10 protein-coding genes are annotated in these 15,798 nt (G+C 32.7%); 9 read left to right on the top strand and 1 reads right to left on the bottom strand.

The annotated features are described in order from the left end of the window. Positions 1-55: 55 nt before the first annotated feature. The gene (locus BN2667_RS02305) at positions 56-829 is read right to left on the bottom strand and encodes a precorrin-2 dehydrogenase/sirohydrochlorin ferrochelatase family protein (protein ID WP_054251710.1); all 774 of its coding nucleotides are present in this window, start codon (positions 827-829) and stop codon (positions 56-58) included. Between the two features lie 222 nt (positions 830-1,051). Between BN2667_RS02305 and BN2667_RS02310 the strand changes: the two genes are divergently transcribed. The 9 genes from BN2667_RS02310 to BN2667_RS02350 all read left to right on the top strand — a co-directional run bounded on the left by BN2667_RS02310 (position 1,052) and on the right by BN2667_RS02350 (position 15,726). Further along, positions 1,052-3,148, top strand: coding sequence for an S-layer homology domain-containing protein (locus BN2667_RS02310; RefSeq protein WP_054251711.1), 2,097 nt, complete (start codon positions 1,052-1,054; stop codon positions 3,146-3,148). 149 nt (positions 3,149-3,297) lie between these two features. Beyond that, a complete protein-coding gene (locus tag BN2667_RS02315; RefSeq protein WP_054251712.1) occupies positions 3,298-6,768 on the top strand; it encodes a DNA polymerase III subunit alpha in 3,471 nt (1,156 codons plus the stop codon). Positions 6,769-6,779: 11 nt separating this feature from the next. Continuing rightward, on the top strand, positions 6,780-7,736 hold the full coding sequence (gene pfkA, locus BN2667_RS02320) for a 6-phosphofructokinase (protein ID WP_054251713.1): 957 nt from the start codon (positions 6,780-6,782) through the stop codon (positions 7,734-7,736). Between the two features lie 8 nt (positions 7,737-7,744). Continuing rightward, positions 7,745-9,505 carry a pyruvate kinase gene (gene pyk / locus BN2667_RS02325; RefSeq protein ID WP_054251714.1) on the top strand — a complete coding sequence of 587 codons (1,761 nt, stop codon included), beginning with the start codon at positions 7,745-7,747 and terminating at the stop codon, positions 9,503-9,505. A gap of 422 nt (positions 9,506-9,927) precedes the next feature. Further along, entirely contained in the window at positions 9,928-10,569 is a 642-nt protein-coding gene (locus BN2667_RS02330) for a YitT family protein (protein ID WP_054251715.1), read from the top strand. A gap of 264 nt (positions 10,570-10,833) precedes the next feature. Continuing rightward, on the top strand, positions 10,834-11,493 hold the full coding sequence (locus BN2667_RS02335) for a response regulator transcription factor (protein WP_054251716.1): 660 nt from the start codon (positions 10,834-10,836) through the stop codon (positions 11,491-11,493). Continuing rightward, a complete protein-coding gene (locus BN2667_RS02340; RefSeq protein WP_054251717.1) occupies positions 11,486-12,463 on the top strand; it encodes a sensor histidine kinase in 978 nt (325 codons plus the stop codon). The genes BN2667_RS02335 and BN2667_RS02340 overlap by 8 nt, the downstream gene beginning before the upstream one ends. Positions 12,464-12,563: 100 nt before the next feature. Next, positions 12,564-13,253: an ABC transporter ATP-binding protein gene (locus tag BN2667_RS02345; protein WP_054251718.1), complete on the top strand. Its 690-nt coding sequence runs from the start codon at positions 12,564-12,566 to the stop codon at positions 13,251-13,253. Next, a complete protein-coding gene (locus tag BN2667_RS02350; protein ID WP_054251719.1) occupies positions 13,240-15,726 on the top strand; it encodes an ABC transporter permease in 2,487 nt (828 codons plus the stop codon). Before BN2667_RS02345 ends, BN2667_RS02350 begins: the two co-directional genes overlap by 14 nt. Positions 15,727-15,798: the final 72 nt, after the last annotated feature.

The raw sequence follows: 15,798 nt of genomic DNA on the forward strand, positions 1-15,798 counted from the left end.
AAAAGACGGGAGTCACTAAGCAAAAAAGCTTAAGGACAACCCGCCTTTTTTATATTTATTTTTCTTCTTCTTTAACTTCTTCAGTGCTTATAGTTTCAGATTCACTTTCTTTTTCTAGCTCATCGCTATTTGTAATAGGTTCAAAGAAACTATCTTCAGTGTCTTTATTTTTTTCTTCTAAAATTTCTTTGCCGTCATTTATAAACTCTTCAACAATATCTGGATTAGTTTTATTTAAAGTATCTAGGTACTTTTTAATTACAGCTACATTGGACTTTGATAATTTTTCAATTTCTTCTCCAATGTTTGGATGGTTTCTTAAAACTAAAATTGTCTTTATAGAATTAAGTAGAGAAAGCTTTTCAACATCATATTTAAACAAAACATTTTCTATGTCTGTGGCAATTTGTTTTTGGACTGGCTCACTAAGGCCTTCTGATAAAATTGAAACACTTAGGCCGCCATTTTCAATAGTTTCATTAAATTTAAAAGTGGATTCACCAATGTTATCGGCCCTATAAAATTCTATTTGAGATCTCTTTGCTCTGTCAGCTAAGGCCTGGTTAAGTTTTGAATCGCCAGTTGCAATTACACAGTAGTCATAGCCAAAGAAAACAAAGTCTTCAGTTAGAATTCTTCCTTTAAGTAAAAGTCTTTCAGGATACTTATCTTTTAATGCTAATAATTCTTCGCTAAAATCATCAGAGATACAATAAATTTTAAACTGAGAATTTAGAAGAATATTTATTTTTGATGTAGCAAGACTACCGCCGCCTAAAACTAAAACAGTTTTATCCTTGCTGTCAATGCTAATTGGAAAATATTTCATGTTATTACACTCCATTTTTCAAAAAATATCTATATAAAGGGCCTATATTTACCCGTATTATAATTATTATACCTTAAGCAGGCTAATTTTCAATAGTTTTAGCTAAAACAGCGAGAATTTACACTTAAGTTTGACAAAAATTTTATAAAATTGAAACTTTTTTGTAATTAATACACAAATTCAATATGGTATAATTCTTTTAAAGATTTAAGGAGGATTATTATGTTAAAAAATAAAAAGATAATTGCCTTACTCCTATGCCTGGTAATTTTATCCCAAGGGGCAAGTGTAATGGCAGCAAGTTTTACTGATGTAAAAAAATCAGGAGACTCAGCATGGGCCTATGAATACATTATGGACCTAGCTGACAAGAAAATCATAAACGGCTATCCAGATGGATCTTATAAACCAAAAGGAAATGTTTCTATCCTTGAAACTATTTCTCTATTATATGGTCTAATGAACCCAAGCCAAAGCGAAGTAAACGATGCTTTAGTAAAACACAAAGACTATATTAAAGATACACTTACTGACGTAAACTGGGGCCAAGAAAGAGTAGCCTATGCCTTAGAAAAAGGTGTAGTAACAAAGACTGACCTAAACGATGCTCAAAAAGCTGGCATGTTAAAAAACGGCACAAAAATTAATGCATCAAGATTTTCAGTTTCTATTATGACAGCAAGAGCCTTAGGTCTTGAAGAAAAAACTTCTTATAATTTAACTTATAAGGACCTAGACAAAATTTCCAACTCAAGAGGTTTAATTGCAGCTTTAATAGACACAGGTGTTCTTCATAAGGACGGAATCGAAGGCTATTTTAGACCAAGTGAAAATATAACTAGGGCCCAAATGGCAAAGATGATTAGCGTTGCTTATGATTGGAAGGCTAAAAACGACAAGAACTTAGAAACAAAAACTGAATCTGGTAAAGTTGTAGAAGTTTTAGACTTTGATGATTATAAGAGCTTAGTTTATACAAAGGAATACGCTAATGCAAACACATCTGCCAAGGTAGACAAGAATACAAAAATCACAGACAAAGACGGCAAGACAGTAGAATATAAGAACTTAAACAACTACAAGGGAGCTAAAGCTACAATAACTTTTACTGGCAGCCACCCAGACAAAAAAGCTACAGAAGTTAAATTTACTTCAGATGCTTCTTATGCTGATGGAGTATTCACTTTTGTATCATTTAGAACTGATGGTAAGAAAAACTATATTAAACTAAAAGACTCTAAGGGCAATGCCTTAGATGAAGTTCAAATTTTATATGACTATGCAAAAGATGGAAACGACCAAATAAAATTAAATTCACTATCAGCTGGAACAGAACTTGATATAGAATTTGTTGCAGGAGTTGTAAGTGAAGCCAAACTTCACAGAGGAAAAACTGGTGAATATAAGATAGAAAGTATTTCTGGCAACACTATTAGACTTGTAAAAAATACTAAGTATGGTGTTTCTACAGTAGAAAGTTACAGAATCGATAATTCAACTACAATAAAAAGAGCAGACGGAGTAAAGTTCTATCAATCAGACCTAAAGGCAGGACAAACTATTGATATTACAAAAAGATACAATAGCTCAAGTGACATTATTGATACTATTGTAGTTTATACAGATAATTACTATAATGCTCAATATACCTATGATGGAAGCCAAGGTAATAGAATTTATGTATATGATTACTATGCAAAAAAATATACAAATTTCCAAATGGCATCATCATTTACCTTTAATGGAAAAAGATACTCTTCACTAAGCAATATTAGGCTATATAAAGATGATAAAATCAACCTAAGATTTAATCGTTCAAATGAAGTAGAAGAAATTACAACAGCTAGTTACTCCTATAATAATAGAGTAAAAGCAAATTTAAAGAACAGCTCAACAGACAGTGTTACACTAACAGCAACTAATTACAGAGACCAAATTATATGGGCAAACTCAAATGTAGACTTTTATATAAACGATAGAAGAGTTGCAGATTTTAGAGAAGTTCAAAACATATTGACTTTCAATAGATCAAGAGATGTTGAAGCAACTTATGTAAATGGAGAAGTAGTAGCAGTTTATATTACTACAGATTATTATAATTACAACTATAATAATAGAGGCCTAGTTACAAATATCGAGAATAGGACTGAATATTATGGATCTAGATATCAAAATGTAACTATTAAAACTTATAATGGTTATCAAACTATTAGAATTAATTACTATGACAATCTTTACGATAAACTAAGTGTAAACGATGATGTATATGTAAGCTTCAATGACTATGGAGAAATTTCATCTATTGAAAGAATAAGATAATAAAAAAATAATTAAACTCCGAAGAAAGCCAGCTTTTATAGCTGGTTTTTTTCTACATATAAATAATTCCAATAAAATAATCTAAAGAAAAGCAAGAAGTAAATAAATGCCTTGGTCTTTATGATATAATATTTTAGAAAGGGGTTTTTATGGAAAATTTTGTACACTTGCATGTTCACTCTGAATATTCGCTCTTAGATGGGTCTACTAGAATAAAAGATTTAGTAACTAGAACTAAAGACCTAGGCATGAATGCAGTTGCCTTAACTGACCACGGGTCTATGTATGGAATTATTCAATTTTATAAGGCTGCCCACGAGGCGGGAATAAATCCTATTTTAGGTTCAGAAGTTTATGTTACAGATAAGGAAATGACAGACAAGTCACCAACAAATAGAAAATACTACCACCTGGTATTGCTTGCAGAAAACAACGAAGGCTACGAAAACTTAATGAAGATTGTATCTCTTGGTTATTCTGAAGGTTACTACTATAGGCCAAGGGTTGATTATGATGTCCTAAAAAAATATTCTAAGGGTCTAATAGCAACATCAGCCTGCCTTTCTGGCGAAGTCCAAGACTATCTACTTAAAGGCGACTATCAAATGGCCAGAACCAAGGCCATCTTTTATGAAGATATTTTTGGAAAAAATAATTTCTTTTTAGAACTTCAAGACCACGGCATGGAAGAACAAAAAATTATAAACAAGGGACTTTTAGAACTTTCAAAAGACACTGGCATTGACTTAATTGCTGCCAACGACTCCCACTATTTAAAGAAAGAAGATTCCATTGCCCATGACGTTCTCCTTTGTATCCAAACTGGAAAAACTGTCAACGACGAAAATAGAATGAGATTTCCATCTAATGAATTTTATTTAAAGTCGCCAGAAGAAATGTACGAACTTTTTTCCTATGTACCAGAAGCCCTAGCTAACACTCAAAAAATTGCAGACAGGTGTAAGGTTGAACTTGAATTTCACAAGACCAAACTTCCACACTTTGAAAGCCCAAGTGGCTACACCAACGAAGAGTATTTAAAAAAATTAATTGAAGACGGCCTAGTAAAGAGATATGGCCTAATTAATAAAGAAATAGAAGAAAGATATAATTACGAATTTTCTACTATTAAGAACATGGGTTTTATTGACTACTTTTTAATTGTCTGGGACTTTGTAAGATTTGCAAAATCCCAAGGGATTCCCGTAGGGCCTGGTAGAGGTTCAGCAGCAGGATCAATAATTTCCTACGCCTTAGAAATAACAAATATAGATCCACTTGGGCATAAGCTTCTCTTTGAAAGATTTTTAAATCCAGAGAGAATTTCTATGCCTGATATAGATATAGACTTTTGCTATGAAAGAAGGGAAGAAGTAATTGACTATGTCAACAACAAGTATGGCCACGACAAGGTTGCCCAAATTGTAACCTTTGGTACTATGGCAGCTAGAGGATCAATTAGAGACGTCGGCAGGGCCTTAGACATCCCCTATGGCAAGTGCGACACTATAGCGAAGATGGTTCCTTCTGCACTTAATATGACCTTAGACAAGGCCTTGGAAATTTCAAAGGATTTAAAAGAAGCCTACGACAAAGATTATGAAGTTAAAAGACTTATTGATATTTCAAGGGCAGTTGAAGGCTTGGCCAGACACACGTCAACTCACGCAGCAGGAGTTTTAATTACAGGCTCAGAGGTAACTGACTATGTGCCTCTAACTAGAAATGACCAAATCCTCTGCACCCAATACAATATGATTGAGTTAGAAGAACTTGGGCTTTTGAAAATGGACTTTTTAGGTCTAAGAACTTTAACAGTTATTAACGACGCCTTAGAGGCAATAAAAAGAGACAAGGGCATAGACATTGACATAAACAACATTGACTATGAAGATCCAGAAGTTTTAAAACTTTTTGGAACAGCAGAGACCATTGGAATTTTTCAATTTGAGTCTCCAGGTATGAGAAGGTTCTTAAAGGACTTAAAGGCAGACGTATTTGAAGACTTAGTTGCTGCCAACTCCCTTTTCAGACCAGGACCAATGGACCAGATTCCTCAGTTTGTCGAATCAAAACACGACCACTCAAAAATTTCCTACTTGCATCCAAAACTTGAACCGATTTTAAAGCCGACCTACGGTTGTATAGTCTACCAAGAACAGGTTATGGAAATTGTTAGAAGAATTGGTGGCTACTCCTTTGGCCGAGCAGATTTAGTTCGCCGTGCCATGTCAAAAAAGAAAATGGCAGAAATGGAAAGGGAGAGAAGGGTCTTTATCCACGGAGAAGTTGACGAAGATGGAAATGTTTTAATAGCAGGTGCCGTTAGAAATGGAGTTGACGAAGAGACAGCAAACAAGATTTATGACTTGATGATCACCTTTGCTAACTACGCCTTTAACAAGTCTCACTCAGTTTCTTATGCAGTAGTTGCCTTCCAAACTGCTTATCTGAAAAGATATTATCCAGCAGAGTATATGGCAGCTTTAATTTCTTCTATAGTTTCAAACACTCCTCAAGTTGTTCTTTACCTAGAAGAGTGTAAGAGGCTGGGTATAGAAGTTTTAAGACCTGATGTAAATTATTCTTACAAAAAATTCTCTGTTGAAAATGAATCGATTCGCTTTGGACTTTTGGCTATAAAGGGAATTGGGTCAGCAGTAATTGATTCATTAGTTGGAGCAAGACAAGCTGGCGGACCTTTTACAGATCTAAAGGACTTTATTGTTAGAGTCTCAGACCAAAAAGCCAACACCTTAAACAAAAGAGCTCTTGAAGGTTTTATAAGGTCAGGGGCAATGGACTCAATAATTCCATCTAGGGCCAAGGCTCTAAGTGTCTACGAAGATATTTTGTCCTCCCATGTCCAAGAGCAAAAAAGAAACCTTTCAGGACAATTTAATCTATTTAGTGGGGGTATAAGTGATAATGTAGAAGATTACAAGGTTGTCTATCCAAATGTAAAAGAATTTACAAAAAAAGAACTTTATGAAATGGAAAAGGAGACAACTGGCATTTATATTACAGGCCATCCACTTGAAGAATATATGGACCAGATTAAAAAAATTAATATCTATTCAATAGCAGACCTAAAGGCCAAGGAAACAGAAGAAGACGATCTTTATTTTGATGGCAAGATAGTAAAACTTGCTGGCATGATTATAAATGTAAAAAAGATGCTAACTAAGAAAAACGACCTAATGGCCTTTGTAAATTTAGAAGATATGTATGACAATCTTGAGTGTGTAGTATTTCCAAAGACCTATGACCAGTATTCAAAGTATTTAGAAGAAGGTAGGGTTGTGACTATGGTAGGAAGAATTCAAACTTCAGAATCTGATGATCCCAAACTTCTAGTAGAAAAAATTTCTAGTCTTGAAGATGAGACTTTTAAGAAAAAACTTTTTATTAGGCTAGACAGCCAGGAAAACACTTATGCTATTAAGGATGTCATAAAAGTTTTAACAAAATATCCTGGCGATACAGATACGATTTTCTATTTTAATAAGGAAAGAAGATCAATGGCCTACAAGGATTTGCAAATAGACGAAAAAAATATTTCACTTATAACTAGCGAACTTTTAAAAATTGTAAGTGAAAAAGATATTATATTAAAGTAGGAGGTGCCCATTTGAAAATAGCATTACTAACAAGTGGCGGCGACTCTCCTGGTATGAACCCTGCAATAAGGGCCATAGTAAGGACAGCTGCCTTTAATAAAATAAAAATTTATGGAGTAAGATCAGGCTACAAGGGGCTAATAAAAGGAGACCTAGTTGAACTTAATGTAAACTCAGTTGGAGATATTATCCAAAGAGGAGGAACTATGTTAGGAACAGCTAGAAGCCCAGAATTTGAAACAGATGAAGGAATAGAAAAAGCTCTAAACGTTTTAAATGTCTATAACATTGACGGCCTAATTGTTTTAGGCGGAGATGGAACTTTTATGGGAGCAGAAAAACTATCTAAAGCTGGCATAAAAACAGTTTGTATTCCTTGTACAATTGACAATGACCTAGCCTATACAGACTACACCATTGGTTTTTGGACAGCAATTGAAACTGTAACAGAAGCCATAGGAAAACTTAGAGACACATCATCATCTCACGGCAGAGCCAATGTTATAGAAGTTATGGGTAGAAACTCTGGACAACTTGCCCTTTATTCAGCGCTGGCTGGTGGTGGCGAATCTATAATTGTCCCAGAAGAAGACGTAGACATAGATGCCATTTGTAAAAAGGCCTTAAGAGGACGAATGAGAGGCAAGAAACACAATTTAATTATTGTAGCAGAAGGAGCAGGCAAGGCCTTTGATATAGCAGACCAGATTATAGATAAAACTGGCATCGACACCAAGGTAACAGTTTTAGGACACGTTCAAAGAGGCGGCTCTCCTTGTGCAGTTGATAGGATTTTAGGATCTCTTATGGGCAGGCATGCAGTTGAACTTTTAATGGCAGGAAATACTTCTATAGCCATTGGAGTCAAAGAAAATAAAATTATCGACTTAAACATAAGCCAGGCCCTTGAAGAAAAGAGAGACTTTAACTACAGCATTTACGACACAATAAATATTTTATCAATATAGGGGGAAATATGTTAAAGAAAACCAAGGTTGTATGTACCATTGGACCAGCATCTGAATCAGAAGAGATGCTAGAAAAATTAATGCTAGCAGGCATGAACGTAGCTAGATTAAACTTTTCCCATGGAACTCATCCAGAACATCAAGTAAGAATAGATAGAATTAGAAAAGTAGCTGACAAACTAGGCCTTTCAATAGCTATTATGCTAGATACAAAGGGACCAGAAATAAGGCTGGGAGATTTTAAAGACGGACAAATTGAAGTTGAAATAGGAGATACCTTTACCCTTACAACAAGGGACATTCTTGGAGACAAGACTATTGTTTCAGTTTCCCACCAGGGTCTAGCATCTGATGTAAAAGTTGGCGACTTAATTTTAATTGACGACGGCCTAATTGAACTTGAAGTAAGAGAAATAAAAGACGGAACTGATATAATTTGCCGAGTAAATAACTCAGGACAAATGTCTAACCACAAAGGAGTCAATGTTCCAAATGTAAAAATTTCTCTGCCAGCAATTACAGAAAAAGATAGAGAAGATATTTTATTTGGTATAGAAAACCAAGTTGACTTTTTGGCGGCGTCTTTTGTTAGGAAAAAAGAAGACGTCTTTGAAATAAGAAGAATTCTAGAAGACAACCACGGCGAATATATACAAATAATTCCAAAAATTGAAAACCAAGAAGGAATTGACAACATAGATGAAATACTTTTAGCTTCAGATGGCCTAATGGTTGCTAGAGGAGATTTAGGAGTAGAAGTTCCACCTCAAGAAATTCCTCTAGTTCAAAAGATGCTAATAAAAAAATGCTATCTTGCAGGTAAACCTGTAATCACTGCAACTCAAATGCTTGACTCTATGATTAGAAACCCAAGACCGACAAGGGCAGAAGTAACAGACGTTGCCAATGCAATTATAGATGGAACTTCAGCTATTATGCTTTCAGGTGAAACTGCAGCAGGCAAGTACCCAGAAGAAGCTGTAAAGATGATGACCTCAATTGCTAGAAGAGTTGAAGAATCCCTAGACTATGACCTTATGTTAAATGAAAGTGTGTCTCTTTTAGAAAACACAACTACTAACTCAATTTCAAAATCAGCCTGTGTAGTTGCCAGAGACTTAGAGGCAGCAGCAATTGTTGCAGCAACAACATCAGGAGCAACTGCAAGAGCCCTTTCAAAGTACAGGCCAAAGACAAAAATCCTAGCAGTAACTCCTTCTGAAAAAACTGTAAGAAAAATGGCCTTGTCTTGGGGAGTAGAACCACTTTTAATTCCAGACTTTACATCAACTGATGATTTAGTAAACGAGTCATTAGATCTTTTAGTCCAAGCAGGTATGCTAGAAGAAGGCGACCTAACAGTTGTAACAGCAGGAGTTCCTGTTGGCCTATCAGGATCAACAAATCTACTAAAGGTAAAAACAATAGCAACTTTAATTCTTTCAGGCCTTGGCCTAGGCAAGAGAAGTGGAGTTGGTAAAGTTGTTGTTGCAAACACAGAAGAAGAACTTCTTGCTAAATTTAAACAAGGAGACATAATTGTCTGCCAGTCAACTGACAAGGACATGGTTAAGTTTATAGAAGACGCCTCAGCCTTAATAGTTGAAGAAGGTGGTTACACATCTCACGCAGCCATAGTTGGCCTTCATCTTAATATTCCAACAATTATTGGAGCAAAAGGAGCAACCACAACTCTTAAAGACGGCGATATAGTAACTGTTGATACAGAAGCAGGCAGTGTCTACAAGGGCAGAGCAAAAGTAAAATAAGAACATTAAGTAGTCTAGAAGACCTAGGCTACTTTTTTTATGAAAATTTTTTAAAGTCAAGTTGGTGAAAAGTATAAAAAATCTAAAGTAGAATTTCTTAAAGACCTTGCAAATTTTAAAATAAAAAGCTATAATATGAACAGTTGATTTAAGTATTTTACGGTGGTTACCGAAATTTTCAGGTAGTTTTTATCTGATGCTAAAGTTTACGACTGTAGAGCCTTTTATCTGCCTGATGTGGGAGATAAAAAAGCTAAAAAGTGACTATTACGCTCAGAGTTTTTACAAGAAAAAATCAGCAAATAAAAAAGCATCAACACCACGAGATTGCAAGAGTACGAAGGCTATCCTTACGACCGACAGCAGTCTTTTTTGTTGGTCGGATACCTTCTGATATTGCAAAATATTAAGGAGGTGTAAAAATGCTAAATCAAAAGCTGACTTGGTTTAAATTAACAAGAGCAGGACTAATTAATATTATCTTAGGGTCTATGATTATGGCTTTTACAGTTGTAAATATCCATATCCCATCTCAAATTACAGAAGGTGGAATCCTAGGCCTGGCCTTACTTGCTTATAAGACCTTTGGCATTAACCCATCTATCCTAAGTCCAATAATGGATATTATCTGTATTATTATTGGCATAAATATTTTTGGAAAGATATTTTTAAGAAGGACCATGGTTGCTTCTTTATTGTTTGCATTTTCCTATAAAATATTTGCTCTTATGGGCCCAATTCTTCCTAACCTTTATAGCTATCCACTTTTGGCAGCTGTAGTTGGAGGAATCGGAATTGGACTTGGCTGCGGCCTTGTAGTATCCCAAGGAGGAGCATCAGGTGGAGATGACGCCTTGGCCCTTGTTATTTCAAACAAGGCTAAGATAAATATTTCTTATGCCTACTTATTAATGGACGTAATTGTCTTATTAATGTCTTTAACTTATATTCCCTTTGGCAGATTAATTTTCTCTCTAATAACTACAACAGTTTCATCTGTTTTAGTAGGACAATTTGAGATTAAAGTTTCTAGCCCAGTGGAAGAAACAAATCTTACAATTTAATTTTTGTATTTTTAAATCGCAAGATTTCCAAGTTTATACATGAAAAGAAGTAGCTTAGGCTACTTTTTTTAATTAAGTGGAAGAGCTAATACCTTCTACTTATTTTATCGGCCTAGGATTTTTCTTAAGCCGATTTTTTAATTATAAATCTTGGTATTATAAATATGCTATAATATTAGAGTAGAATTTAAAATATGATTTTCAGAGATAATTTATTTATACATAAAGTATTCATAGGATTTTAATATTTTTTGGAGTATAGAATTGAAAATACTAATGATTGAAGATGACAGCACAATTGCTTTTGCTGTTAAAACTTACTTAAACAAACATAATATTGAAACTATTATTTATAACAATCTTTCTCAGGCAGAAAATCTTAATTTTAATGACTTTGATTTGATTCTTCTTGATGCCAATCTTCCTGATGGGTCAGGCTTTAATTTTTTGAAGTGGCTGAGGGGATTTTCTGACCTTCCTGTAATAATGCTTACTGTAAAAGATGAAGATGAGTATGTTATAATAGGTCTTTCCCAAGGAGCAGATGATTATATTACAAAACCTTTTTCTCTTCCTGTTCTAAAGGCGAGAATAGACAATGTATTTAGTAGAAAAATAAAAAAGGTTGATGAACTGACTTTTGAAAATTTATCTTTAGATCTCATTTCAAAACAAGCTTCAATAGATGGAATAGATCTAGACCTTAACTTAAAAGAGTTTGCTATATTGGAAATGCTCTTAGAAAATCAAGATGTAAATCTACTAAGGGAACGAATTTTAGATTATGTATGGGTTTATGATTTTTATGAAGTTAATGACAATACCCTAACTGTTACCATAAAGAGACTCAGATCTAAACTTGGAGATTATGGTAATCATATAAAAACAATAAGAGGAATAGGATATAGGTGGGACAATGAATAAAAGCAAAAATATTTTATTTGCCTTAATTTTAAATGTAGTAATGTCTTTGTTTGTAATTTATCTTAATTCAAGATTTGATATCCTAACACTTATTGGCTTTATAGTTATAAATATAATTCTATTTATAGTTATTTCAAAAATTGAAAAGAAAAAAGAAAAAGCTCTTGAGGATAAGATCAACAATATATTTAACCTACTACATTCACTTGATATAAACTCTGATAATTACGAAATTATTGACGATGAATTTGGCAAACTCAGAGATGAGATTATTAAAATTATTATAGAAAACAAGAGAATAGCTGAAAATGCTGAAAAAAATAAAGAAATTCTAAGGGAATATACGGAAGATATTGCCCATCAAATAAAAACTCCATTAACCGGATCTCTATTATTACTTGACTTATTAGAAGATGAAAATGACAACTTTTCCGAAGAATATATAGAAAGACTTAGAGATAATTTACTTAGACTCCACAACTTATCTGATATTTTATTAAAACTTGCCGCCCTTGATTCTGGCACAGTAGAAATGGCAAAAGATAGTATATCGGCTAGAGAGTTAATTGAAGATATCATACGAAACCTAAAAGATTATTTTATCAATGATAATATTGAAATTCTTCTTTATGGAGATGATTTTGATCTTATATGCGATAAGAAATGGACTTATGAAGCAGCATTTAATGTGATGAAAAATGGTCTAGAAGCAACAGAAGATAGACATATAGAAATTCATCTTAAAGAAACAAATCTATATAAAAGTATTTTTGTGGAAGATTTTTCTAAAGGTTTGGATCGTAAAATGTTAGAAAAAGTTTTTAAACGTTTTTATAAGCTGGATCCAAATTCAAAAGGCTATGGTATTGGACTTCCTATGGCAAAATCTGTTATGGAAAGACAAAATGGAGAGCTTTTATATCATAAGGGGAAGAAATCAAATTCCTTTGAACTGAGATTTTATAACTGATTTAATTATGGCTGTGTAAATAAAGCACAGTCATTTTTTTCTAGTCACTTTCCAGTCACTTAAGCCTAGTATTATATAGACAAGTTAAGGAGGATGCAATATGAATATTGTAAAAACAGTAGATTTAACAAAAACTTACAATAGTGGAGTAGAAGTACACGCTCTATCAAATGTGAATTTTGAACTAGAAAAAGGAGATCTTGTCGCCATTATTGGAGATAGCGGGTCAGGAAAGTCTACCTTGCTTCATCTATTAGCAGGAGTTGATAAACCAACAAATGGGGATATTTTTATTCAAGATAAAAATATTACCAAGTTTAACAAAGATGAGATGACAGTATTTCGCAGAAGAAATATTGGCGTTGTTTATCAATTTTTTAATTTGATTCCAAACATCAACGTTCGAAAAAATATTTTACTTCCTCTTTTGTTAGACAATAAAAAGGCAGATGAGGAATATTTAAAGGAAATTTTATCAATACTAGGAATAGAAGGAAAACTCGATAGGTATCCAAAGCAGTTATCAGGTGGAGAGCAACAAAGGGTGGCTATTGCTAGAAGTCTTATTACAAGACCTGCCATTATCCTAGCAGATGAGCCTACAGGAAATCTTGATAGGAAAAACTCAGAAGAAATCACAGGACTTTTCAGACTTGTAAATAAAAGATTAAATTCTACAATTATGATAATAACTCATGATGAAAAAGTAGCAAATTCTTGTGACAAGGTTTATAGAATGGTAGATGGTAGGTTAAATTTCTTAGGAGATGAAACTTATGAAAATTATTAATGACCTAGCTGATGGAGCTGTAAAAAATAATAAGAAAGACAGTTTTGCCATTAAAATTTCCATACTTTTGGCAGTTATGCTACTAGGAACTGTTATTTTTATTTTCAATTTATTGAGTACTGACCAGTACAATTACGTCAAAAAAAATGTTGGAGACTACCATGTGTCAATTAGTGAAATTGACGAGAAACTTTATGATAAATTAATAAATGATGAGGATATAGAAAAGATTTCTTTTAATAAAATCATAGAGACAGATTTAAATGCAACTATCTATGAATTTGGAGATCCTACTGGTCTTATAGGTTTTGATATTAAAGAGGGAAGAAAACCTAATAATTCAAACGAGATTTTAGTTCCAGAGAAATTTTTAATAAAAAGTAAAGAATACGATTTGGGTTCTGAAATAACTGTTCGTGATAAAACTTATAAAGTAGTTGGAATTTATGATGATTATTCTAAATCATTTGAAGATTCTATGCTTATAGGTTTGACTGAGAGTGATGATAAAAAAGTCTTGTTTGAAAAAAATGGTGGAATAAAAGCCCAGATTTGGTATAAAAATATAAGGGATACTTATACAAAAACTAGGGAAATTTTATCAGAAATGAATATTGATGAAAACCATGCCTTAGACATTGGTAGAGTATTTTATAATAAAGATATCTTAGAATATAAAATGGTCTATCCAAAAGGAATCATTCCACCAAAAAGTGTTGTTAATTCAGCTTTAGAAAAATATGGAGCAGCTTTCTTACTTTGCCTACTCTTTGCCTTTATCATTTATGGTGCTTTTAATGTATGGAACAATAGAGATTTAAGGGAAATTTCTCTTTTAAAAACTACTGGAATGACAGATAAGCAGGTCAAAAAAATGATTAGAAAGAAAGCATTTAAACTTTCCACCTTACCAATAGCCTTGGGAACAATTCTATCTTTGGCATTTGCAAATCTTCTCTTATACTTGATGTGGCTTAATAATTCAATATCATATAAAAATATGTCTCAGATATTAGGAGAAAGTTTAAAATCACCAGACTTTTATTTCGTTTATCCAAACCCTATTTCTATAATAATGATTATATTATTGTCAATCCTAACAGTTTATTTATCTGCGATAATTCCTGCTAGAAAAAGTGCAAAAATAAAAATTATAGAAGGTTTAAATGGGATTACAGAAAAAAATATTAAATTAGGAAAATCAAAAATAAATGGACCTATAGAAAAGACTTTAGCAAAAGATTATTATAGGTCTTATCGTTCAACCTATAGAATTATTGTAATTTCCATGGCACTTTCTGCCTTTGTACTGACTGCAGTCTTAGTTAGCCAATCATATAGAGCTTTGAATAAAGAATATAACTCATATAAGAGTCCTTACAATTTTAATTCAAGTATTTACACTGATAAGAATTTAGATGAAAACTTACTAGCTGATTTAGAAAAAGTTGATGGAATAAAAGAGCTTCACCTATATCAAAGAAATAACACTAAGTTTTACCTTGACGATAATAAAGACTTTATTTCTAAAGACTTAAAAAATTCTCTTGATAGTGGGAAAATAGCAAAAGATAGACTATATGCTAGTATATATGCTTTAACAGATGAAGATTTTGAAAAGCTTTTAAAAGAAAATAACATCTCTCATGCATCTTACTTATTGCTTAATAAGATAAGAAAAGATAATAAAACTCCGTATGCTTTTAGTGAGTATATAAAAATTTCTGATAAGGGATTTGGAGATGTTACTTTAAAATATAATGCAGATGGTAAGTCCATGCCTATAAAAATAGATTCAAGTATTGATGAAATGCCTTATAATCTAGAAGCTTATAATGACAATCAAATATCTATCTTTACAAGTGAAAGTACTATGAAAAAATTTATTGATGAATATGGAATAGATGAAGGCGACCCAGTCTATTATTACTTTGTAAAAATTAAAGCTGATAATAATAAAGAAAAAGTATTTGAAGATGCAGAAAAAGTTATTTCAAATTATGTTCCAAAATCTGACCATGGCACTTCTACAGAAATTATTAGAGCAGCCATGGATAAAGAACAAATAAGGAATGAAAGACTTTTAAACCTAGCTATCCAAATCATTCTTATAACAATCGCTCTTTCCAACGCCTATAATAGTTTTAAAGGAAACCTTAGAGCAAGATTCAATGATTTTAAACTCCTATCAACTACAGGTATGACAGAAAATCAAATGAAAAAGATGGTCTTCGGAGAGGGGAAAATATTGTTTAAAAATATTTTCTTAGCCTATATCTTTATGTTCATTATTGGAATTGCACTTAGAGCCTATAGGAGTAACTATGAATTAGCATTTGCAATAAAAGGTCTGATAACAAATATGAATTATATCCCTCTAATAGTAGTATTTATATTTATAATTGCAGGTGTCTTACTTGCAATAAAAAGTGGTTTTAAAACAATAAATGAAAATTCAGACAAGTCTTATTAAAACATATAAAATTTTTAGCTATGGGTATTTTGCTCATAGCTTTTTTATATCTAACTTTATAAAAAAATAATT

This window comes from Neofamilia massiliensis, from assembly GCF_001299475.1.
In the GTDB taxonomy this organism is placed as follows: domain Bacteria; phylum Bacillota; class Clostridia; order Tissierellales; family Peptoniphilaceae; genus Neofamilia; species Neofamilia massiliensis.